Here is a 20,563-nt window from a genome sequence, read left to right as displayed (position 1 = left end):
GTGCACGCGTGACATCGGGGACGGCCGTTGCGCGCAGTCCCCTTTCCTACCGCCGAACGGCTGGCGTCGGCCCCACGATCGCGCTCTTTCCGCCCGGAAGTGGTGCGGGATCGGGTATAAGGCCGCCGGGCATCTCACCCGAAAGAGTGGCCAACGCGGTGACGCACAGTTTCCAGCCGCCGCGGCGCCGGCCGCCTGCCGGGCCCGGCCGACGTCGGGACGGCCGGGGCTCTCGTCTAGGCTGCCCCCGTGAAGGTCCTCGTCATCGGCGGCGGCGCCCGCGAACACGCCCTGTGCCGCTCTCTGTCCCTCGACCCCGACGTCACCGCGCTGCACTGCGCTCCCGGCAACGCCGGCATCGCCGAGGTGGCCGAATTGCACGGGGTCAACGCCCTCGACGGCCAGGCCGTCGCCGAACTCGCCGCCGGCCTGAAGGCCGACCTGGTCGTGGTCGGTCCCGAGGCCCCCCTGGTGGCGGGCGTCGCGGACGCCGTACGCGACCGCGGCATCCCGGTCTTCGGCCCCTCGGCCGAGGCCGCCCAGCTGGAGGGCTCCAAGGCCTTCGCCAAGGACGTGATGGCCGCCGCGGCCGTCCCCACGGCCCGCAGCTATGTCTGCACCACCCCGGAAGAGATCGACGAGGCCCTGGACGCCTTCGGTGCGCCGTACGTCGTCAAGGACGACGGACTGGCGGCTGGCAAGGGTGTCGTCGTCACCGAGGACGTCGAGGCCGCCCGCGCCCACGCGCTGGCCTGCGACCGGGTCGTCATCGAGGAGTTCCTCGACGGCCCCGAGGTCTCCCTCTTCGCGGTCACCGACGGCGAGACCGTCGTCCCGCTCCAGCCCGCCCAGGACTTCAAGCGGGCCTACGACGGCGACGAGGGCCCCAACACCGGCGGCATGGGCGCGTACAGCCCGCTGCCCTGGGCCGACCCCAAGCTGGTCGACGAGGTCATGGCCACCGTGCTCCAGCCCACCGTCGACGAGCTGCGCCGCCGTGGCACCCCGTTCTCCGGGCTGCTCTACGCGGGCCTGGCGATCACCTCGCGCGGGGTCCGCGTGATCGAGTTCAACGCGCGCTTCGGCGACCCGGAGACCCAGGTCGTCCTCGCCCGCCTCAAGACCCCGCTCGCCGGCCTGCTGCACGCCGCGGCCACCGGCACCCTCGCCACCTTCCCGCCGCTGCGCTGGAGCGACGGCGCGGCGGTCACCGTCGTCATCGCGTCCCACAACTACCCGGACACCCCGCGCACCGGCGACCCGATCGACGGTCTCGCCGACGTCGTGGCGCAGGACGCCCCCAAGGCGTACGTCCTGCACGCCGGCACCAAGCGCGACGACTCCGGCGCGGTGCTCAGCGCGGGCGGCCGGGTGCTGTCCGTCACCGCCACCGGCTCGGACCTCACCACCGCCCGGCAGCGCGCCTACCGTGCCGTGGACCGGATCTCCCTGGACGGTTCCCAGCACCGCACGGACATCGCCGCCAAGGTCGCGGACGAGGCCGCGGGCGCCTAGCGCGCAGGGCCGCGACGAGGCGCGGGGTGCCTGGACGGGCCCCGCGCGTCCGTCGCGGCGGGTGACATCTCCCCTGGGACACATGGCACATACCGTGGCATATGCCTCAGGCCTGTGGGTGCAGACCGGGCCGAATCGCCCGCGGCCCGTACCCTTCCGACACCGGTTCCCGGCTTTGCCCAAAGCCATTCCATCGAGTGACCGCACCCAGTAACCGGCTGACGAGACGAAAACCCCCAACTAGGGTGCCGCGCAAGCGTCCTGTGGTGGCCGGGCCGGATTCCGGCACGGCGATCACGGCGGCGTCCGGCAAGTGGCTCACCGGCATTGCGATGTCAGTGGCCGGTGCCACAGTGGGTGGGGAATGAGCTCGCTCCGCACAACGCGCAATTCTCGTACGTCCGTCCCGTGTTCTCTCCGTCCGGCTCTTCAGGACAGCAGGGGGTGTACAGGCTCGTGGCAAGTCCGGAAACAGGCGTCCTGGCGGCGCGTGCCCGCGCCCTCGCCGTGCTGCGGATCCGCAGCACCGCGCTGGCCGTGGCACTGCTGCCCGCGGCCGTGGCCGTGGTGCTGCTCGCCGGCCGGGCGACCGGCCATCTCGGCGCGGGCCCGGGCTGGGACCTCGCCCGCTGGATCGCCGGCGGCCTCGCGGTGCTCAGCCTGCTGCTGGCCGCGCTGGTCGCCGTGGTCGTCGCGCGCGCCCGGCCCGCCCTCAGCCCGTCCGTCCCGATCTCCGAGAAGTCGGCCCCCGATCTCTACCGCCTGGTGCGCGATCTCGCCGACCGCCTGGAGGTCCCCGCGCCCTCCGCCATAGCGCTCACCCCGGACTGCGACAGCTGGCTCGAGGACCGTACGCACCGCGCCCACGGCCCGCCCCGCCGCATCAAGAGACGGGCCGATGGGGAACGCCGGGTGCCCGAGGCGCCGGTCCTGGTCATCGGCTCGCCGTTCCTGTGGTGGATGCGGGTCGCCGAGCTGCGCGCCCTGCTGGCCCCGGTTGTCGCCGGCACCGGCCCGTCCGCGCACCCCGACATAGCTGCCGCCCGCCGCTTCATCCGTGGTCTGGACGCCGCGGTCGCGGTCTCCGCCCGCGCCCGGCGCCCGGTGCGGGGCCTCCCGCTCCGCTTCGTCGGCCGGGTGGCGCGGCTGCTGCTCCGAGCCGGCCGCGAACACGCCACGATCATGGAACGGGCCGTCGCGGCCGCCGCCTCCGAGCGCGCCCAGACAGTGGACTACGGCCTGCGGATCGTCGCCCAGGAGCAGGTCGGCCTCGCGTACGCGGGCTGGGACCGGCTGCTGACCCGGGTCGCGCTGCCCGCCTGGCGGATGGGCCGCTGGCCGTCCCGGCTGGACGCCGGAGTGGTCTCCGCGCTCACCGAGCTCTCCCGCCGGGACCGCCTCGCCGACGGCTTCGCCTCCCGTCTCGGCGAGCGCCCCGCCTGCGACCTCCTGGAGGAGCCGGGCGCCATCGACCGCGCCGCCTCGCTGCTGGCCGCCCGCCTCTTCCACGGCGGCCCGGCCGAGCCGGGGCCCGACTGGTCGCCGGTCGGCTGGAACCAGTACCCGGAAGAGGTCGTGGACCGGAAATGGCGCCTGGAGGCCGCCCGCCTCCACCGCGTACTCGACAACCTCCCGGCGACCGCGCTCCCGGCGGCCCCACCCGCACCGGCGGCGGCCCCGGCCCAGGACCCGGCCCCCGCCGCCCCGCCCCTCTCGTACGCCCGCACCGCCGCCCGTACGCCCGGCCACCACCCGCCGGATCGCCGACCGGCCGACGAGCCCGCCACCGGCCCGCTCGCCGGCGAGCCCGCCATGGGCCCGCCCGCCACCGGCCGCCGCGAGGAACAGCCGCTTGCCCCGGCCCCCGGCCCGACCCTGGCCCGCGTCATCGACCGGCTCACCCACGACGCGTGCGCGGGCGATCTCGTCGCCGCCCGGCTGGGGGCGGAGGTCGAGCGCGAGGAGCGGGAGGAGGCGGCCCGCCAGGCCGCCCGCGGCACCTCGCCGCAGGACGTCGCCATCGGCGTGGCCTGGGGCGACGGCATGGCCGAGGGCGGCCTTCCGTTGTTCCCGCTGCAACCGCCCCGTACGGGCCGCGAGCTGCTCGCCGACCACGTCACCGCCATGGTCTGCTGCGCCGCCGTCGACACCGCCGGTGCCACCCCGGGCCTGGACTGGCTCGACGGCCCGGCGCTGCTGGTCGACGGCGCCCGCCGGTCCGACCTCGGCCGCCCGGTGCTCAGCCTGGTCGACGACGGCGATGCGGAGCCGCTGCGCGGCTGGCTGACGACGATCGGCGTACGCCCGGAAAAGCCGGTCCGGTTGGTATGACACCGGTCCGCGGCGGCGGGCCGAGCGCCGGACGTCCCGGGCCGCTCGCTCCATCGGCTGAATGTTCCCTTCCAGTTCGCATTTCGGGGGCGGTTGCATCTAAATTCACGACGAAGGGTGACGGAGTGGGTGCGTAATGTGATGTGCTGGGGGACGGCCGGCCGGGTTGGTCCCGCCGGCGCATCACCGGCCCGAGGGGCCGCGGCCGATGGGGGACGCGGGAGGGGAGTGGAAGGTGGCGACGGATCAGATCAGGCGCTGGGAGTCGGGCGCCCTCGCCCACGCGGTCACGGACCCGTTCGGGCAGGGCCCGCTGCCCTGGCTGCGCGGCAGCGAGAACTACTTCGACTCCGGCCGCATCATCCCCTGGTACGTCGACCCCGCCGTCGCCCAGGGCGATCTGAGCGAGCCCGCGCCCCACAAGCACAACGGGCCGCGCACCGCCGATGACGTCCACCGCCAGATCAAGGGCTTCGCCGGCCCCGGCGCGGTGGCCCCCGGCGAGGCCATCGACTTCCGGGTCTCGGTCGACCCGCCCCAGCCGTTCAGCATCGACATCTACCGCATCGGCCACTACGGCGGCACCGGCGCCGCCAAGATCACCACCAGCCCGCGGCTGGCCGGCATCGTCCAGCCGCCCCCGCTGACCGCCGAGCGCACGGTCTCCTGCCATCACTGGTGGCTCTCCTGGCGCCTCCAGGTCCCCACGTTCTGGAACCTCGGCGCCTATGTCGCCGTGCTCACCACCGCCGACGGCCGCTACCGCTCCCACATCCCCTTCACCGTCCGCGACCACGAGCCCGCCGATCTCCTCCTGCTGCTGCCCGACATCACCTGGCAGGCCTACAACCTCTACCCGGAGGACGGCCGCACCGGCGCCAGCCTCTACCACGCCTGGGACGAGACGGGCGCCCTGCTCGGCGAGCGGGACGCCGCCACCACCGTCTCCTTCGAACGCCCCTACGCCGGTGCCGGCCTGCCCCTCCATGTCGGCCACGCCTACGACTTCATCCGCTGGGCCGAGCGCTACGGCTACGACCTCGCCTACGCCGACGCCCGCGATCTGCACGCCGGCCGGGTCGACCCGTCCCGCTACCGCGGCCTGGTCTTCCCCGGCCACGACGAATACTGGTCGGTGCCCATGCGCCGCACGGTCGAGGCCGCCCGGGACACCGGCACCTCCCTGGTCTTCCTCTCCGCCAACACCATGTACTGGCAGGTCGACCTCTCCCCGTCGCCCTCGGGCCCGGACTCCCTGCTCCACTGCCGCAAACGCCAGGGCCCCGGCCGCCCCGTGCTCTGGCGGGAGAACGGCGACCCCGAACAGCGGCTGATGGGCATCCAGTACGCCGGGCGGGTCCCCGAACCGGCCCCGTTGGTCGTCCGCAACGGCAGCCACTGGCTGTGGGAGGCCACCGGCGCCCACGAAGGCGATGAGCTCCCCGGCCTGGTCGCCGGTGAGGCCGACCGCTACTTCCCGCGCACCAGCCTCCCCAAGCACACCGAACGCATCCTGCTCGCCCACTCCCCGTACCGCGACAGCGAGGGCACCCGCCGCCATCAGGAGACCTCCCTCTACCGCGCCCCCAGCGGCGCCTGGGTCTTCGCCTCCGGCACCTTCGCCTGGTCACCCGCCCTCGACCGCCCCGGCCATGTCGACCAGCGCGTCCAGCGCGCCACCGCCAACCTCCTCGACCGCATCTGCAAACGCGACTGAGCCGGCCGCCGTACGCCTGGCCCGCGGCGGCCGGGGCGGCCGGGGCCGGGGGCGCCAACTCCGGCCACGGTCCTGCTCACCGCGGTCGTCCCGGCCGCGGCCACCCTCGCGCTGATCGCCCGCCGGGGCACCCGCCGCACCGGCCGAACACCGGCCTCCGGGGGCGCACCCGGCCCCCGTCCGTCACCTCCGGCGTGCGTGAGGGAGAATCGGTAGGACTCCTGGATCAACCTACGCGGAGGAAGCGTGCCCGGTTTTGTAGAAAAGCCTGAGCCGGTGGAGGTCCCCGGGCTCACCCACCTCCACACCGGCAAGGTGCGCGACCTCTACCGGAATGCCGCCGGTGACCTGGTCATGGTCGCCAGCGACCGGACCTCGGTCTACGACTGGGTGCTGCCCACCGAGATCCCGGACAAGGGCCGCGTCCTCACCCAGCTGTCCCTGTGGTGGTTCGACCAGCTCTCCGACCTGGTCCCGCACCACGTCCTCGGCACCGACGTCCCGCCCGGCGCCCCCGCCGACTGGGCGGGCCGCACCCTGGTCTGCAAGTCGCTGGACATGGTCCCCGTGGAGTGCGTGGCCCGCGGCTACCTCACCGGCTCCGGCCTCGCCGAGTACCGGCAGACCCGTACGGTCTGCGGACTGGCCCTCCCCGAGGGTCTCGTCGACGGCTCCGAGCTCCCCGCGCCGATCTTCACCCCGGCCACCAAGGCCGCCGTCGGCGACCACGACGAGAATGTCTCCTACGAGGAGGTCGCCCACCAGGTCGGCGCCGAGGTCGCCGCCGAACTGCGGCAGACCACCCTCGCCGTCTACGGCCGGGCCCGCGACATCGCCCGCGAGCGCGGCATCATCCTGGCGGACACCAAGTTCGAGTTCGGCTTCGCCGGTGGGCAGCTGACCCTGGCCGACGAGGTTCTGACGCCCGACTCCTCGCGCTTCTGGCCGGCCGACCTGTGGCAGCCGGGCCGTGCCCAGCCGTCCTTCGACAAGCAGTTCGTGCGCGACTGGCTGACCTCTTCCGCCGCGGACTGGGACCGTACGGGCGAGGAGCCGCCGCCCGCCCTCCCGCACGAGATCGTGGAGAGCACCCGCGCCAAGTACATCGAGGCCTACCAGCGCCTCACCGGCCTCAGCTGGGCATAACGAAAGCTGGGCATGACGAAAAGGACCCCGGTCACCGACCGGGGTCCCTTTTCCTTGAGCGGACGACGAGGCTCGAACTCGCGACCTCAACCTTGGCAAGGTTGCGCTCTACCAACTGAGCTACGTCCGCACGCTCCGCGCAAAGCTCCTGGAATCAGGCGCCGCCGCGCGGTGCGGGGTCCACTATAGCCAACCCCGCTCGCGGGCGAGACGCGCCGCGGCATGGCGGTTCTCCGCGCCCAGCTTCGCGGTCGCCGACGAGAGATAGTTCCGCACCGTCCCCGGCGACAGCGAAGCCCGCGCCGCGATCTCCATGACCGGCGCCCCGGCCTCGGCGCATTCCAGCACCTCCGCCTCCCGGACCGTCAGCGGGGACTCCCCGGCGCTTATCGCGTCCGCTGCCAACTCCGGGTCCACATAACGGTTTCCGGCGTGCACCGTGCGGATGATCTCCGCCAGCCGCTGCGCCGACACGGTCTTCGGCACGAACCCCCGCACCCCGGCCGCCAGCGCCCGCTTCAGATGCCCCGGCCGCCCGTGACTCGTCACGATCATCGACCGGCACCCCGGCACCTCACCCCGCAACGATGTGGCCACCGCCACACCGTCAGCCCCCGGCATCTGGAGATCCAGCACCGCCACATCCGGCTCATGCGCCCGCGCCATCGCCCGCGCCTCCGGCCCGGTCGCCGCCTCGGCCACCACCAGCAGATCGTCCTCCAGCGACAGCAACGCCGCCAGCGCCCCACGGATCAGGTGCTCGTCATCCGCCAGCAGCACCCGGATCGCCCGCTCACTCACTCCGCCACCCCGCCTCTCCTCCACCACGGACCCCTTCCGGTACGCTCCCCGCCCCGCCTGCGCTACCCACTCGCCGCCTCCACCGGGAGTTCGACCGTCAGCCGGAAGCTGCCGTTCGGGACCCGGCCCGACGTCAGGCTCCCGCCCAGGGGGCGGAGGCGTTCCCGCAGTCCCTTGAGGCCGCTGCCGGGGACCGACCCGGCGACCGCCCCGCCGGGCGGGTAGGTGACGCCGTCGTTCTCCATGGTCATCACGAGCACCGAGCGGAGCGGATCGATCCGGGTCCGCACCGCGCAGCGCCGCACCTCCGCCGCATGCCGCAGGACGTTCGTGGTGCCTTCGCGGACGACCCAGCCGAGCGCCGACTCCACCTCCGGCGACAGCTGCGCCCCCTCCTCGCCCTCGATACGGCAGTCCACCCCGGCCGCCCGCAGTATGGAACGGGCCCCCGCCAACTCCGCCTGGAGATCGGCCTTCCGGTAGCCGCGCACCACCTCCCGGACCTCCCGCTGGGCCTCCTGGGCGATCCGCTGCACCTCCACCATCTGCTCCACGGCCTCCGGCCGCTCCCGCCGCGCCAGCTGGACCGCCAGCTCGCCCTTGAGGGCGATCACCGCCAGATTCCGGCCCATCACATCGTGCAGATCCCGGCTGAACCTCAGCCGCTCCTCGGCGACCGCGAGCCGCGTCTCGGTGCTGCGGGCCGCATCCAGCTTCCAGATCACGCCGAGCAGCCAGCCCGTGGGCCGCGCCAGCCCGAAGCTCCAGATACCGGCGAAGAGCAACAGGAACGCCATGGCCCCCGAACTCAGCCAGGAATGCGTGAACAGGAAGAGCAGCGCCATGGACGCCACGGCGCTGCCGGCCAGCGCGGCCAGAAACTTCCGCTTGGACACCACCAGGCTGTAAGCCATGAAGAACGGTGTGAGGGTCGCGCCGATCGCCAGCCCCGTCGCGCCCGCACTGTCTTTGGCGGTGTGCCCGCTGACGGTGATCAGCGCGAACAGCGCGACCTCGGCGACGAGGGTCAGCACCCCCGAGACCAGCAACAGGGTGCGCGGTGTCGCCCCTCGCTCCAGATAGCGGTTCACCGCGCGGTTCAACAGCGGTACGGCCAGCGCGGCCTGAGCCACGTTCAGCCCCATGGCGACACCGGCCAAGGTGACCGGCAACGGGCTGCTGCCCACCCGGCCCATGACGGGAGCCACCCCGCTGAGCACGGGAAGCCAGGGGAGGAGGTACAGGCTGCCCCGGAAGTAGGCGTCGATCATGGCCATCTGGCCCCGCCGCCGCCACATGGCCCGTAGCTTGCCGATCATCGCTGCCGCCCCCGTCGTCCCGATCAGTCCTGCGCCGCTAACGCCTAGGCTCCCAGCGGAACCACCGCTGGACAGCAAACAATGCGAGCCCCGCCCAGACCAAGCCGGTGATGAGCTGCCCCAGCGTCTCCTTGAGGCCCTCGCCCCCGGTCCAGCCGGCCCGTATCAGCTCCATCGCCGGTGACAGCGGAAGCAGTTCGAGCACGGAGGCCACCCGCTCCGGAAGGATGTCCAGCGGGACGACCATCCCGGACCCCGCCAGCGACACCATCATGAAGGGGAGGACGGCGAGCTGAGCGCCCTCGGCCGACTTGGCGAGAACGGAGGACAACGCGGCGAACCCCACGGTCGCGGCCATGCCGAGCACCACACCGGCGACCAGCAGATGCGGCGCGGTGGGCAGACCGGCATCCAGGAGCACACCGCCGAGGACCACCAGCAGGACACACTGCACCAGCCCCAGCAGTACCGCCGGAAGCGCGGTGCCCGCCAGTATTTCCAGATCCCGCAGCTCACCGGTACGCAGCCGCTTCAGGACCAGCTCTTCACGCCGTGCGGTGTACGAGCCGGTGAGGCTGGAGTAGACGGCGAAGACCAGGACGTACCCGAGGGTCGCGGGCAGCAGCGCCGAGCCGACCGACAGCCCGGTGCCGGCCACCATGTTCTCGACCGCCCCCTTCATGGCGAACGCCAGGGCGACCGGGATGATCAGAGAGGTCGTCAGCGCGGTCTTGTTGCGGCCGAGAAGGGTCAACTCGGCCCGTCCCAGGGCGAGGAGGCGCGCCGCGGCGCCGGTCTCCGCGGGTGTTCCGGCGCGCTCGATACCGCCGGCTTCCCGCACGCTTGCACTCATGAGTTCTCCAGCCCCTTTGCGATGTGCAGAAATGCCTCTTCCAGGGATGCGGACCTGACATCCAGATTGCCCAGCGCTATCCCCTTGTGCTGCGCCCAGACCAGGACGCCGGTCGCGGCCCGCTGGAGGTCGTCCGTCCGCAGCCGCACCGTGCGCCCGTCCGTCTCATGTCCGAGGACACCCAGTTCTCCCAGCGGCGGGAGATCACCGAGATGGAACCCGGTGGGCAGCTCGAAGGAGATGTGCGAGGGGTGTGCGGCGACCACGTCAGCCACATGCCCCGCCGCCGCGATCCGCCCCTCGTGCAAGATCGCCAGCCGGTCCGCCAGCTCCTCGGCCTCTTCGAGATAGTGCGTGGTCAGCACGATCGTGGTCCCGGAGTCCCGCAGCTCGCGGACCAATTCCCACGTGGCATGGCGTGCTTCGGTGTCCAGACCGGTCGTCGGCTCGTCCAGGAACAGCACCTCGGGCCTCCCCAGCAGCGCCAGGGCGAGATCCAGCCGCCGGCGCTCGCCACCGGACAGCTGCTTGACCCGCACATCCCTGCGCCGCTCCAGCCCCACGGAGCCCAGGGCTTCGTCGACCGGGCGCGCCCCGCTGGTGCACCCCGCCCACATCCGTACGGTCTCCGCGGGCGTCAGCTCCGCCGGGAAGCCGCCCTCCTGGAGCATGACACCCACCCGGGGCCGCACCTTGCGCCGCTCCCGGAACGGGTCATGGCCGAGGATCCGGACCTGCCCGGCCGTGGGCGGGGCCAGGCCCTCCAGCAGTTCGAGAGTGGAGGTCTTGCCCGCACCGTTGGTCCCCAGAAGCGCGAACAGCTCCCCGCGTTCGACGGAGAAGTCGATACCGCGCACGGCCTCGAAGCTCCGCTGCCCGCTCCGCCCCTTGTCCTCGCCCCGGTCCCGCGGACCGCTCGTGCGCCGCCCGCCGGGGCCGTAGCTCCTGCGCAGCCCGGTGACTTCGATCACATCGATCCCGGAAGCGGCGCTTCGTGCGGCGCCGTGGCCGGCACCCCCGTTGGTTTTCTCCCCGGTGTTCATGAGACCAGCGTTCCGCCGGATCAGGGTTCCCGGCAGTGCGGGCTGTCATCGCAGCTGATGACAAATGTCAGTTGCCCCAGCACGGAAGGAGGGAGGGGGAGAGGCGATGCCATAGAAAGAAGGCCCCGGTCGCAATGACCGGGGCCTTCTTTATCTGAGCGGACGACGAGGCTCGAACTCGCGACCTCAACCTTGGCAAGGTTGCGCTCTACCAACTGAGCTACGTCCGCAGGCATCCACTCGGCTTTCACCGAGCGGCGCGACAGCTACTCTACCTGATCCTTTAGGAAGGTCGAGCAGTCAGAGCGGGTGACAGGGATTGCACACTGCGCCTCCCTCTTGGAAAGAGGGCGCTCTACTACTGAGCTACACCCGCGTGACTCCGTGAGGTCCGGCCTTTCGGCCTCGCCCCTCGGCGTGCTCCAGACTCTAGCTGATCAGTAGGGGTGCTGTGCAAGTCGGCTGCGCGCGGGCCGAGGGATGCCGGCAACTCCGTCAGTGATTGGCGGCGTTGAAGGCCTCGTAGACCTTCTTGGGGATCCGGCCGCGCGGCGGGACGTCCATCTGGTTGGAGCGGGCCCAGGCGCGGACGGCCGCGGGGTCGGGGTTCACCGCGGTCCGGTGGTAGGCCTTGCCGGACTTGGCCCGCTTGCGGCCGGCCTCGACGAACGGAGCGAGGGCACCGCGCAGTTTCTTCGCATTGGCGGGATTGAGGTCGATCTCGTACGACTTCCCGTCCAGTCCGAAGGTGACCGTCTCTGCGGCTTCTCCTCCGTCGATGTCATCGGAGAGCGTTACTACTACGCGCTGCGCCACGGATATCGGTCCTTTCGGGGAGCAACCCCTTGTTGACATGGGGTGATGCTCCGGATCCGGCTGATTGGGATCAATGCTTTTTCATTTGTACAGCGATGGGCATTGCATTGTGAAGCCCAGTTAATTTTGTCAGCGTGTCTTCCCGCAATCCGGACCCCGGATCTTTTCGAGGATTTTTCCTGCGGTGCACTCCCGCCGATACCGGACCGTGATCCGCTGCACTGTATATCTATGCGCGTAGATTTTCGAACACGGTACTGTGAGGACACCGCCTTACGCACCACACCACCGGGAGTGCCAGTGGCACGCGTCGTAGTCGACGTCATGCTCAAGCCGGAGATCCTCGACCCGCAGGGGCAGGCGGTGCAGCGCGCACTGCCACGCCTGGGATTCGAGGGGATCGCCGACGTCCGTCAGGGCAAGCGTTTCGAACTTGAGGTGGAGGGTCCGGTCGACGAAGCCGCCCTCGCTCGCATCCATGAGATGGCCGAGACCTTCCTCGCCAACACCGTCATCGAAGACTTCACCGTGCGGGTCGACTCATGACCTCGCGGATCGGAGTCATTACCTTCCCCGGCACGCTCGACGACCGCGACACCCAGCGCGCGGTCCGGGTGGCCGGCGCCGAAGCGGTGCCGCTGTGGCACCGCGACAAGGACCTCAAGCAGGTCGACGCCGTGGTGCTGCCCGGCGGCTTCTCGTACGGCGACTATCTGCGGGCCGGGGCCATCTCCCGTTTCTCGCCGGTGATGGAGTCCGTTATCGAGCAGGCCAAGGGCGGTATGCCCGTCCTGGGTATCTGCAATGGCTTCCAGGTGCTCACCGAGAGCCACCTGCTGCCCGGCGCCATGCTGCGCAACAACCATCTGCACTTCATCTGCCGCGACCAGAAGCTGCGGGTGGAGAACGCGGAGACTTCCTGGACCGTGGACTACACCTCCGGCCAGGAGATCAGCGTTCCGCTGAAGAACATCGACGGCCGGTACGTCGCCGACGAGCGCACGCTCGACATGCTCGAGGCCGAGGGACGGGTCGCCTTCCGCTACCTGGACGGCAACCCCAACGGTTCGCTCCGCGATATCGCCGGCATCACCAATGAGGCGGGCAATGTCGTCGGCCTCATGCCGCATCCCGAGCACGCCGTGGAGCCGCTGATCGGTACGGGCCGTACCGACGGCCTCGGATTCTTCACCTCGATCCTGAAGAAGCTGGTCAACGCATGACTCTCGACACCGTCAAGCACGCAGCCGAGACGCCGGACACCGACCAGCCGTGGGCCGAACTCGGCCTGAAGCAGGACGAGTACCAGCGCATCCGGGAGATTCTCGGCCGCCGTCCCACCGGCGCCGAACTCGCCATGTATTCGGTCATGTGGTCCGAGCACTGCTCCTACAAGAGCAGCAAGGTCCATCTGAAGCAGTTCGGTGAGAAGGCCCCCGAGAACGACGCGATGCTCGTCGGCATCGGCGAGAACGCCGGTGTCGTCGACGTCGGCCAGGGCTACGCCGTCACCTTCAAGGTGGAGTCCCACAACCACCCCTCGTACATCGAGCCCTACCAGGGCGCGGCCACCGGCGTCGGCGGCATCGTCCGCGACATCCTCGCCATGGGTGCCCGCCCGGTCGCCGTCGTCGACCCGCTGCGGTTCGGCGCCGCCGACCACCCCGACACCAAGCGCGTCCTGCCGGGCGTGGTGGCCGGAATCGGCGGCTACGGCAACTGCCTGGGTCTGCCCAACATCGGCGGCGAGGTCGTCTTCGACGCCTGCTACCAGGGCAACCCGCTGGTCAACGCCGGCTGCATCGGCGTCATGAAGCACGAGGACATCCACCTGGCCAAGGCGTCCGGCGCGGGCAACAAGGTCATCCTCTACGGCGCCCGCACCGGCGGCGACGGCATCGGCGGCGTCTCCGTGCTGGCCTCGGAGACCTTCGACGACTCCAAGCCCACCAAGCGCCCCGCCGTCCAGGTCGGTGACCCCTTCCAGGAGAAGCTGCTCATCGAGTGCACCCTGGAGATCTTCAAGGAAGACCTGGTCGACGGCATCCAGGACCTCGGCGGCGCCGGGCTGTCCTGCGCCACCAGCGAGCTGGCCTCGGCCGGTTCCGGCGGCATGCGCGTCGAGCTGGACACCGTGCCGCTGCGCGACTCCTCCCTCTCGCCCGAGGAAATCCTCATGAGCGAGTCCCAGGAGCGCATGTGCGCGATCGTCGAGCCCGGGAAGGTCGACCGCTTCCTGGAGATCTGCGAGAAGTGGGACGTCATCGCGACCGTCATCGGTGAGGTGACGGACGGCTCCCAGCTGGAGATCTTCTGGCACGGCGAGCAGATCGTGGACGTGCCGCCGCGCACCGTCGCCCACGAGGGCCCGGTCTACGAGCGCCCGTATGCCCGGCCCGACTGGCAGGACGCCCTCCAGGCCGACGACGCCGCCAAGCTGGCCCGCCCGGCGAACGCGGAGGAACTGCGGGCGCAGGTCCTGCGGCTGGTGGCCTCGCCCAACCAGGCCTCCAAGGCGTGGATCACCGATCAGTACGACCGGTTCGTGCAGGGCAACACCGTTCTCGCCCAGCCCGAGGACGCCGGGATGGTCCGCATCGACGCGGACAGCAACCTCGGTGTCGCCCTCGCCACCGACGGCAACGGGCGCTACGCCAAGCTCGACCCGTACACGGGCGCGCAGCTGGCGCTGGCCGAGGCGTACCGCAATGTCGCCGCGTCCGGTGCCAAGCCGCTGGCGGTCTCCGACTGCCTGAACTTCGGTTCGCCCGAGGACCCCGCGGTGATGTGGCAGTTCGCCGAGGCCACCCGTGGTCTCGCCGACGCCTGCCAGACCCTGGGCACGCCCGTCACCGGCGGCAATGTCTCGCTGTACAACCAGACCGGCGAGGTGGCGATCCATCCGACCCCGGTCGTCGCGGTGCTCGGTGTCATCGACGATGTGAACCGCCGTACGCCGATCGCCTTCGCCGAAGAGGGCCAGCTGGTCTACCTCCTGGGTGACACCCGCGAGGAGCTCGGCGGCTCGGCGTGGTCGCAGGTCGTGCACGACCACCTCGGCGGTCTGCCGCCGAAGGTGGACCTGGAGCGCGAGCGGCTGCTGGCGGAGGTGCTGATCTCGGCCTCCCGTGACGGCATGATCGACGCCGCGCACGACCTCTCCGACGGCGGTCTGATCCAGGCGCTGGTGGAGTCCTGCCTGCGCGGCGGCAAGGGCGCGCGCCTCGTCGTTCCCGACGGGCTGGACCCCTTCGTCCTGCTGTTCTCCGAGTCGGCGGGCCGTGCGGTCGTCGCCGTCCCGCGCAGCGAGGAGCTCCGCTTCACGGACATGTGCGGTGCCCGGGGGCTGCCGGCCACCCGCATCGGTGTGATCGACGGTGCGGAGATCGACGTCCAGGGGCAGTTCAGCATCCCGCTGAGCGAGCTGAAGGAGTCGCACGAGGCGACCATCCCGGGCCTGATCGCCTGAGGTCGCGCCGGGCGGTGCACACCGCCCCGTATGACGGTCCGACGGCCCGTCCCCACCAGGGGGCGGGCCGTCGCCGCTTTCCGTGGTGGGCCGCGCCATTGCCAATGATTACGTAATTACGTAATCTCTCACCATGGATCTGGAGCAGCGGGTGGCCGAGCTGGAGCGACGGCTGGCCGCCCTGGAGCAGGCCGCCGACCGGCCGGCACCCCCGCCCGAGCGCGAGCCCGATGACGAGCTGTGGGCCCTGCGGGGCCTGAAGTCCCAGCTCGCCGAACTGGGTGCCGACAACGGCGGAGTGCTCTTCACCGGTGCCGTACGGATTCCGGCCGGGCAGCGCTACGAGTGGCAGTACGGCCTGGTCACCGACACCGTGCTGGACCGTGACTGGGGCGCCGCCGCCGAGTCGTTCGCGGCCCTCGGCCAGCCCGTACGGCTGCGGCTGCTGCGCGAGATCCTCGGTGGCCGCTGCACCGCCGCCGAACTCACCGAGCTCGACGGCACCGGCACCACCGGCCAGATCTACCACCACCTGCGGCAACTGACCGCCGCCGGCTGGCTGCACACGGCCGCCCGCGGCCGCTACGAGGTACCCGCCGACCGCGTCGTACCGCTGCTGGTGATGCTGACCGCCGCCGGGCGCTGACAACCGCCCGGCCGTCCCAGGGGGAAACACATGGCATCCACGTCCATACGGAAGCTCTCCGCACTCGCCGCCCGCCTCTGTCTGCTGACCTTCATCGGGATGGTCATCGCGCAGTTCTTCCTCGACTTCTCGTACTGGTGGGCCTGGATTCCGCTCGGCCTGTGGGTGCTGATCGGATTCGGCATCAACCGCTCCACGTCCCGCGCGGAGTCCGAGGGCGCCAACGGGCCCGCTGCCGAGCCGGTGCTGACCGCAGCCCCGGTCACCGGTCGCTGGAAGGCGCAGAACAGCCCCGCCGACAAGGTCCCCAGCCACGGCACCCGGGCCTATGGGCAGGCGTACGCCATCGACATCGTGGCCGAACCGGCGTCCGGCGCCCGGCCCGGCTTCGGCTGGTGGCCCCTCGCCCGCCGCGGTGCGGACTTCCCGGCGTTCGGCGCGCCCCTGCTCGCCGTCGCCGACGCCACCGTCGTTCACGCCGACGACCGTCAGCGCGACCACCTCAGCCGCACGTCCTGGCTCGCGCTGGTCTACTTCCTCGTCGTCGAAGCGGTCGTCCGCTCCCTGGGCGGCGCCCGGCGGGTCATCGGCAACCACGTGATCCTCGACCTGGGCGGCGGCACCTACGCGCTCTACGCCCATGTCCGCCGCGGCTCGCTCACCGTCCGTACGGGGGACCGGGTGCGGGCCGGGCAGTCGATCGGTCAGTGCGGCAACTCGGGCAACAGCACCGAGCCGCATGTCCACTTCCAGCTGATGGACGCCGCCGACCCGGACGCCGCCGACGGGCTGCCCTTCACCTGGCAGGGCGTCGGCGTCCCGGCCAACGGCGAGATCTTCGAGGCGGCCCCGGCGGCGGTGGCGGAAACCGAGGGCACTGTCAGTGGTCCCGCATAGGCTGATCCACATGCCACCCGCCGCCCGGAAGCCGCGTCCCCGCCAGTACGACCCGAAGAAGACCCGCGCCGCCGTCACGGCCCAGCTCGATCATGTCCGGGACGCCGTACGCGGCCTCACGCCCGAGCAGTTCGCGCTGCCGACCCGCCTCGGCGACTGGACGGTGCGGGAGCTGGTGGCACATCTGGCCATGGCGGTGGGCGCGGTGGCGCGCAGCCTCGCGCAGCCGGCCCCGCCGCAGCCGGAGGCCACCCTGTTGGAATGGCCGTCCGCGTCCGCCCCGCTCGCCTCCTCGGTCGACGAGCGCAGCCGCGCACTGGCCACCGCCCATGAGCCCGTGGACCTGCTGGAGCGCACCGCGGCGGAGTACACCGAGGCCGTCGGGCCGGAGCCAGATGACCGGGTGATGGCCGCCGTCCCCGGCGCGATGCGGCTGTCCGACTTCCTGGTCACCCGCTGCCTCGAACTCATCGTGCACACCGACGATCTCGCGGCGGCGACCGGCCGGGAGATCCCGTACGACCGCCAGGCCCTGGCCACCACGACCCGGCTGCTGGCCGATGTGCTGGCCGCTCGCGCGCCCGGCGGCTCGGTCGAGGTCCGGGTGCCGCCGTTCGCCGTGGTGCAGTGCGTCGAGGGCCCGAGGCACACCCGCGGCACCCCGCCGAATGTCGTCGAGACCGACCCGCTGACCTGGATACGGCTGGCCACCGGCCGTACGACCTGGGCAGCGGCGCTGGACGCGGCGCACGTCAGCGCCAGCGGCGAGCGGGCCGACCTCGCCGGCCATCTGCCCGTCATGAGCTGACCCGGGCGATGAGCCGGGCCGGGGCGGTTTCCGGCCGCGAAGGGTACGTCGCGTATCTCACACGGGAGGGAGGGTGCCGGCGGTCGGCAAAGCCGACGAAAGCGACGCCATGACCGCACAACGGGCGGGTGGCGAAGCGACGGGAAGCGGAGCGCCGCAATCCGTTCAGTGCCGAGAAAGTGCAGTTCAGCGGGCGGCCGTAAGGGCGCACGGCCCCAGGAGAGGCGGCATACCGGCCCGTCGCCCGCCGGTCCGGTGACTGCGGCCGCGTCACGCACTCCCGGCGCCACTTTCATGCACTTCTCCAGTTTCGCGGCCATCCCCGGTTCGGATGAATGCGCGACCTGCCCTAGACTCGGTGCCGTGCCACGTGGTGACGGACGACTCAACCACGACCTGCTCCCCGGCGAGAAGGGCCCCCAGGACGCTTGCGGCGTCTTCGGTGTCTGGGCTCCGGGTGAAGAGGTCGCCAAACTCACCTATTTCGGGCTGTATGCGCTGCAGCACCGTGGACAGGAGTCCGCGGGCATCGCGGTGAGCAACGGCTCCCAGATCCTCGTCTTCAAGGACATGGGCCTGGTTTCCCAGGTCTTCGACGAGACTTCGCTCGGCTCCCTCCAGGGCCATATCGCCGTGGGCCATGCCCGCTACTCCACCACCGGTGCCTCGGTGTGGGAGAACGCCCAGCCGACGTTCCGTGCGACCGCGCACGGCTCGATCGCGCTCGGCCACAACGGCAACCTGGTCAACACCGCCGAGCTGGCGGACATGGTCGCCGCGCTGCCCCGCGAGGGCGGCCGCGCGACCCAGGTCGCGGCCACCAACGACACCGACCTGGTGACCGCCCTGCTGGCCGGCCAGGTCGACGAAGAGGGCAAGCCGCTGACCGTCGAGGAGGCCGCCCCGCGCGTCCTGCCGAAGGTCAAGGGCGCCTTCTCGCTCTGCTTCATGGACGAGCACACGCTCTACGCCGCCCGCGACCCGCAGGGCATCCGCCCGCTGGTCCTCGGCCGCCTGGAGCGCGGCTGGGTGGTGGCCTCCGAGTCCGCCGCCCTCGACATCTGCGGCGCCAGCTTCATCCGGGAGATCGAGCCCGGCGAGATGGTCGCCATCGATGAGGACGGCCTGCGCAGCACCCGCTTCGCCGAGGCCCGCCCCAAGGGCTGTGTCTTCGAGTACGTCTACCTGGCCCGCCCGGACACCGACATCGCCGGCCGCAATGTGTACCTCTCCCGTGTGGAGATGGGCCGCAAGCTGGCCGCCGAGGCGCCGGCCGACGCGGACCTGGTGATAGCGACCCCGGAGTCCGGCACCCCCGCCGCAGTCGGCTACGCCGAGGCCAGCGGCATCCCCTACGGCTCCGGCCTGGTCAAGAACTCCTACGTCGGCCGGACCTTCATCCAGCCCTCGCAGACCATCCGCCAGCTCGGTATCCGCCTCAAGCTCAACCCGCTCAAGGAAGTCATCCGCGGCAAGCGCCTGGTGGTCGTCGACGACTCGATCGTCCGCGGCAACACCCAGCGCGCCCTGGTCCGGATGCTGCGCGAGGCCGGCGCCGCCGAGGTCCACATCCGGATCTCGTCCCCGCCGATCAAGTGGCCGTGCTTCTTCGGCATCGACTTCGCCACCCGCGCGGAGCTGATCGCCAACGGGCTGAGCGTGGCGGAGATCGGCAAGTCGCTGGGCGCCGACTCCCTCGCGTACATCTCCATCGACGGCATGATCGAGGCGACCACGATCGCCAAGCCGAACCTGTGCCGCGCCTGCTTCGACGGCGAGTACCCGATGGAGCTGCCCGACCCGGAGCTGCTGGGCAAGCACCTCCTGGAGTCGGAGACCAAGGCGCCGACGAAGTCCGATGTGGACGGCGTCCAGACGCTCACGGCCGGGGTCGGCGGCGCCGACGCACTGCGTCGCCCGTAGAGCTCGTACACACACGACACGAAAGTTCTCAGCATGTCCGCTGAATCATCTGAGCGTGCTCCGCATACGGGCACTGGTGCCAGCTACGCGAGCGCGGGCGTCGACATCGAAGCCGGCGACCGCGCCGTGGACCTGATGAAGGAGTGGGTGAAGAAGGCCACCCGCCCCGAGGTCGTCGGCGGGCTCGGCGGCTTCGCCGGCCTCTTCGACGCCTCGGCGCTGAAGCGGTACGAGCGCCCGCTGCTGGCCTCCGCCACCGACGGCGTCGGCACGAAGGTCGACATCGCCCGCAAGATGGGCGTCTACGACAGCATCGGCCACGACCTCGTCGGCATGGTCGTCGACGACCTGGTCGTCTGCGGCGCCGAACCGCTGTTCATGACCGACTACATCTGCGTGGGCAAGGTCTACCCGGAGCGGGTCGCCGCGATCGTCAAGGGCATCGCCGAGGGCTGTGTGCTGGCCGGCTGCGCGCTGGTCGGCGGCGAGACCGCGGAGCACCCGGGGCTGCTGGGCGCGGACGAGTTCGACGTCGCCGGTGCCGGTACGGGCGTCGTCGAGGCGGACCGGGTCCTGGGCGCGGATCGTATCCGTACGGGGGACGCGGTGATCGCCATGGCGTCCTCCGGCCTTCACTCGAACGGGTACTCGCTGGTCCGGCATGTGCTGTTCGACCGTGCGGGAATGGCCCTGGACCGGGAGATCCCGGAGTTCGGCCGCACCCTGGGCGAGGAGCTCCTGGAGCCCACCAAGATCTACTCGCTGGACTGCCTGGCGCTGACCCGTACGACCGAGGTGCACGCCTTCTCGCACATCACCGGCGGCGGCCTGGCCAACAACCTCGCCCGGGTGATCCCGGACGGTCTGCACGCCACGGTCGACCGCACCACCTGGACCCCGGGCCCGGTCTTCGACCTGGTCGGCTCGGCGGGCTCGGTGGAGCGCGGGGAGCTGGAGAAGACCCTGAACATGGGCGTCGGCATGATCGCCGTCGTCCCGCAGGGTTCGGTGGAGGCCGCCCTGACCACGCTCGCCGACCGCGGTGTGGACGCCTGGGTCAGCGGCGAGATCGTCGAGCGCGGTGACCACGCCGAGGCAGTGACCCTGACCGGTGACTACGCCGGCTGATCAGTTGGGCCGCACCGGCAGTCGTCGGTGCGGCCGCCGCACCAGCGGTTCACGCCGCGCCGGCAGTCACTGCTGTGGCCGCGGACTTCTGGGCAGCACAGAACCCGGTCCGGGCAATGCCCAGGACCGGGTCCGTGATGCTGTTATGGGT

At 71.4% G+C, this 20,563-nt stretch carries 17 protein-coding genes and 3 tRNA genes; 12 read left to right on the top strand and 8 right to left on the bottom strand.

What is annotated here, in order from left to right:
* The first annotated feature begins 249 nt into the window (after window positions 1–249).
* The 4 genes from purD to CP981_RS18505 all read left to right on the top strand — a co-directional run bounded on the left by purD (window position 250) and on the right by CP981_RS18505 (window position 6,709).
* Window positions 250–1,515 (top strand): phosphoribosylamine--glycine ligase, encoded by a 1,266-nt coding sequence (purD, locus tag CP981_RS18520; protein WP_085927493.1) that lies wholly within the window; start codon window positions 250–252, stop codon window positions 1,513–1,515.
* A gap of 456 nt (window positions 1,516–1,971) precedes the next feature.
* Complete coding sequence (locus tag CP981_RS18515; RefSeq protein ID WP_244329693.1) at window positions 1,972–3,846, top strand: hypothetical protein; 1,875 nt, start codon at window positions 1,972–1,974, stop codon at window positions 3,844–3,846.
* A gap of 235 nt (window positions 3,847–4,081) precedes the next feature.
* Complete coding sequence (locus CP981_RS18510; RefSeq protein WP_085927494.1) at window positions 4,082–5,563, top strand: N,N-dimethylformamidase beta subunit family domain-containing protein; 1,482 nt, start codon at window positions 4,082–4,084, stop codon at window positions 5,561–5,563.
* 246 nt (window positions 5,564–5,809) lie between these two features.
* Entirely contained in the window at window positions 5,810–6,709 is a 900-nt protein-coding gene (locus tag CP981_RS18505; protein WP_085927495.1) for a phosphoribosylaminoimidazolesuccinocarboxamide synthase, read from the top strand.
* Between the two features lie 57 nt (window positions 6,710–6,766).
* On the opposite strand, the gene CP981_RS18500 is transcribed toward CP981_RS18505, so the two are convergent.
* The 8 genes from CP981_RS18500 to CP981_RS18465 form a co-directional block, all read right to left on the bottom strand.
* A tRNA-Gly gene (locus tag CP981_RS18500) sits at window positions 6,767–6,839 on the bottom strand.
* A 53-nt stretch (window positions 6,840–6,892) separates the two neighbouring features.
* Entirely contained in the window at window positions 6,893–7,534 is a 642-nt protein-coding gene (locus CP981_RS18495) for a response regulator transcription factor (RefSeq protein WP_244329692.1), read from the bottom strand.
* 38 nt (window positions 7,535–7,572) lie between these two features.
* Window positions 7,573–8,829 (bottom strand): sensor histidine kinase, encoded by a 1,257-nt coding sequence (locus CP981_RS18490; RefSeq protein WP_085927496.1) that lies wholly within the window; start codon window positions 8,827–8,829, stop codon window positions 7,573–7,575.
* 37 nt (window positions 8,830–8,866) lie between these two features.
* Window positions 8,867–9,682, bottom strand: coding sequence for an ABC transporter permease (locus CP981_RS18485; protein WP_167536111.1), 816 nt, complete (start codon window positions 9,680–9,682; stop codon window positions 8,867–8,869).
* On the bottom strand, window positions 9,679–10,725 hold the full coding sequence (locus tag CP981_RS18480) for an ABC transporter ATP-binding protein (protein WP_085927498.1): 1,047 nt from the start codon (window positions 10,723–10,725) through the stop codon (window positions 9,679–9,681). The genes CP981_RS18485 and CP981_RS18480 overlap by 4 nt, the downstream gene beginning before the upstream one ends.
* Window positions 10,726–10,882: 157 nt before the next feature.
* A tRNA-Gly gene (locus CP981_RS18475) sits at window positions 10,883–10,955 on the bottom strand.
* Between the two features lie 74 nt (window positions 10,956–11,029).
* Window positions 11,030–11,101, bottom strand: a tRNA-Gly gene (locus tag CP981_RS18470).
* Window positions 11,102–11,220: 119 nt separating this feature from the next.
* Entirely contained in the window at window positions 11,221–11,541 is a 321-nt protein-coding gene (locus tag CP981_RS18465) for a histone-like nucleoid-structuring protein Lsr2 (protein WP_030086195.1), read from the bottom strand.
* A 300-nt stretch (window positions 11,542–11,841) separates the two neighbouring features.
* Between CP981_RS18465 and purS the strand changes: the two genes are divergently transcribed.
* The 8 genes from purS to purM all read left to right on the top strand — a co-directional run bounded on the left by purS (window position 11,842) and on the right by purM (window position 20,412).
* Window positions 11,842–12,087: a phosphoribosylformylglycinamidine synthase subunit PurS gene (gene purS, locus CP981_RS18460; RefSeq protein WP_042151546.1), complete on the top strand. Its 246-nt coding sequence runs from the start codon at window positions 11,842–11,844 to the stop codon at window positions 12,085–12,087.
* The gene (purQ, locus tag CP981_RS18455; protein WP_085927499.1) at window positions 12,084–12,764 is read left to right on the top strand and encodes a phosphoribosylformylglycinamidine synthase subunit PurQ; all 681 of its coding nucleotides are present in this window, start codon (window positions 12,084–12,086) and stop codon (window positions 12,762–12,764) included. Before purS ends, purQ begins: the two co-directional genes overlap by 4 nt.
* Window positions 12,761–15,010 carry a phosphoribosylformylglycinamidine synthase subunit PurL gene (gene purL / locus CP981_RS18450; protein ID WP_085927500.1) on the top strand — a complete coding sequence of 750 codons (2,250 nt, stop codon included), beginning with the start codon at window positions 12,761–12,763 and terminating at the stop codon, window positions 15,008–15,010. Before purQ ends, purL begins: the two co-directional genes overlap by 4 nt.
* Window positions 15,011–15,143: 133 nt before the next feature.
* Window positions 15,144–15,656, top strand: coding sequence for an ArsR/SmtB family transcription factor (locus CP981_RS18445; RefSeq protein ID WP_107429581.1), 513 nt, complete (start codon window positions 15,144–15,146; stop codon window positions 15,654–15,656).
* A 30-nt stretch (window positions 15,657–15,686) separates the two neighbouring features.
* Window positions 15,687–16,553 carry a M23 family metallopeptidase gene (locus CP981_RS18440; RefSeq protein ID WP_085927501.1) on the top strand — a complete coding sequence of 289 codons (867 nt, stop codon included), beginning with the start codon at window positions 15,687–15,689 and terminating at the stop codon, window positions 16,551–16,553.
* Window positions 16,554–16,563: 10 nt separating this feature from the next.
* The gene (locus tag CP981_RS18435) at window positions 16,564–17,361 is read left to right on the top strand and encodes a maleylpyruvate isomerase family mycothiol-dependent enzyme (protein WP_085927502.1); all 798 of its coding nucleotides are present in this window, start codon (window positions 16,564–16,566) and stop codon (window positions 17,359–17,361) included.
* A 363-nt stretch (window positions 17,362–17,724) separates the two neighbouring features.
* Complete coding sequence (gene purF, locus CP981_RS18430; RefSeq protein ID WP_085927503.1) at window positions 17,725–19,284, top strand: amidophosphoribosyltransferase; 1,560 nt, start codon at window positions 17,725–17,727, stop codon at window positions 19,282–19,284.
* A gap of 33 nt (window positions 19,285–19,317) precedes the next feature.
* A complete protein-coding gene (gene purM, locus CP981_RS18425; RefSeq protein WP_085927504.1) occupies window positions 19,318–20,412 on the top strand; it encodes a phosphoribosylformylglycinamidine cyclo-ligase in 1,095 nt (364 codons plus the stop codon).
* Window positions 20,413–20,563: the final 151 nt, after the last annotated feature.

Source organism: Streptomyces platensis (genome assembly GCF_008704855.1).
GTDB classification, from domain to species: domain Bacteria; phylum Actinomycetota; class Actinomycetes; order Streptomycetales; family Streptomycetaceae; genus Streptomyces; species Streptomyces platensis.
Note: the sequence above shows the minus strand (reverse complement) of the source record. Positions and strands in the feature narration are given on the sequence as shown.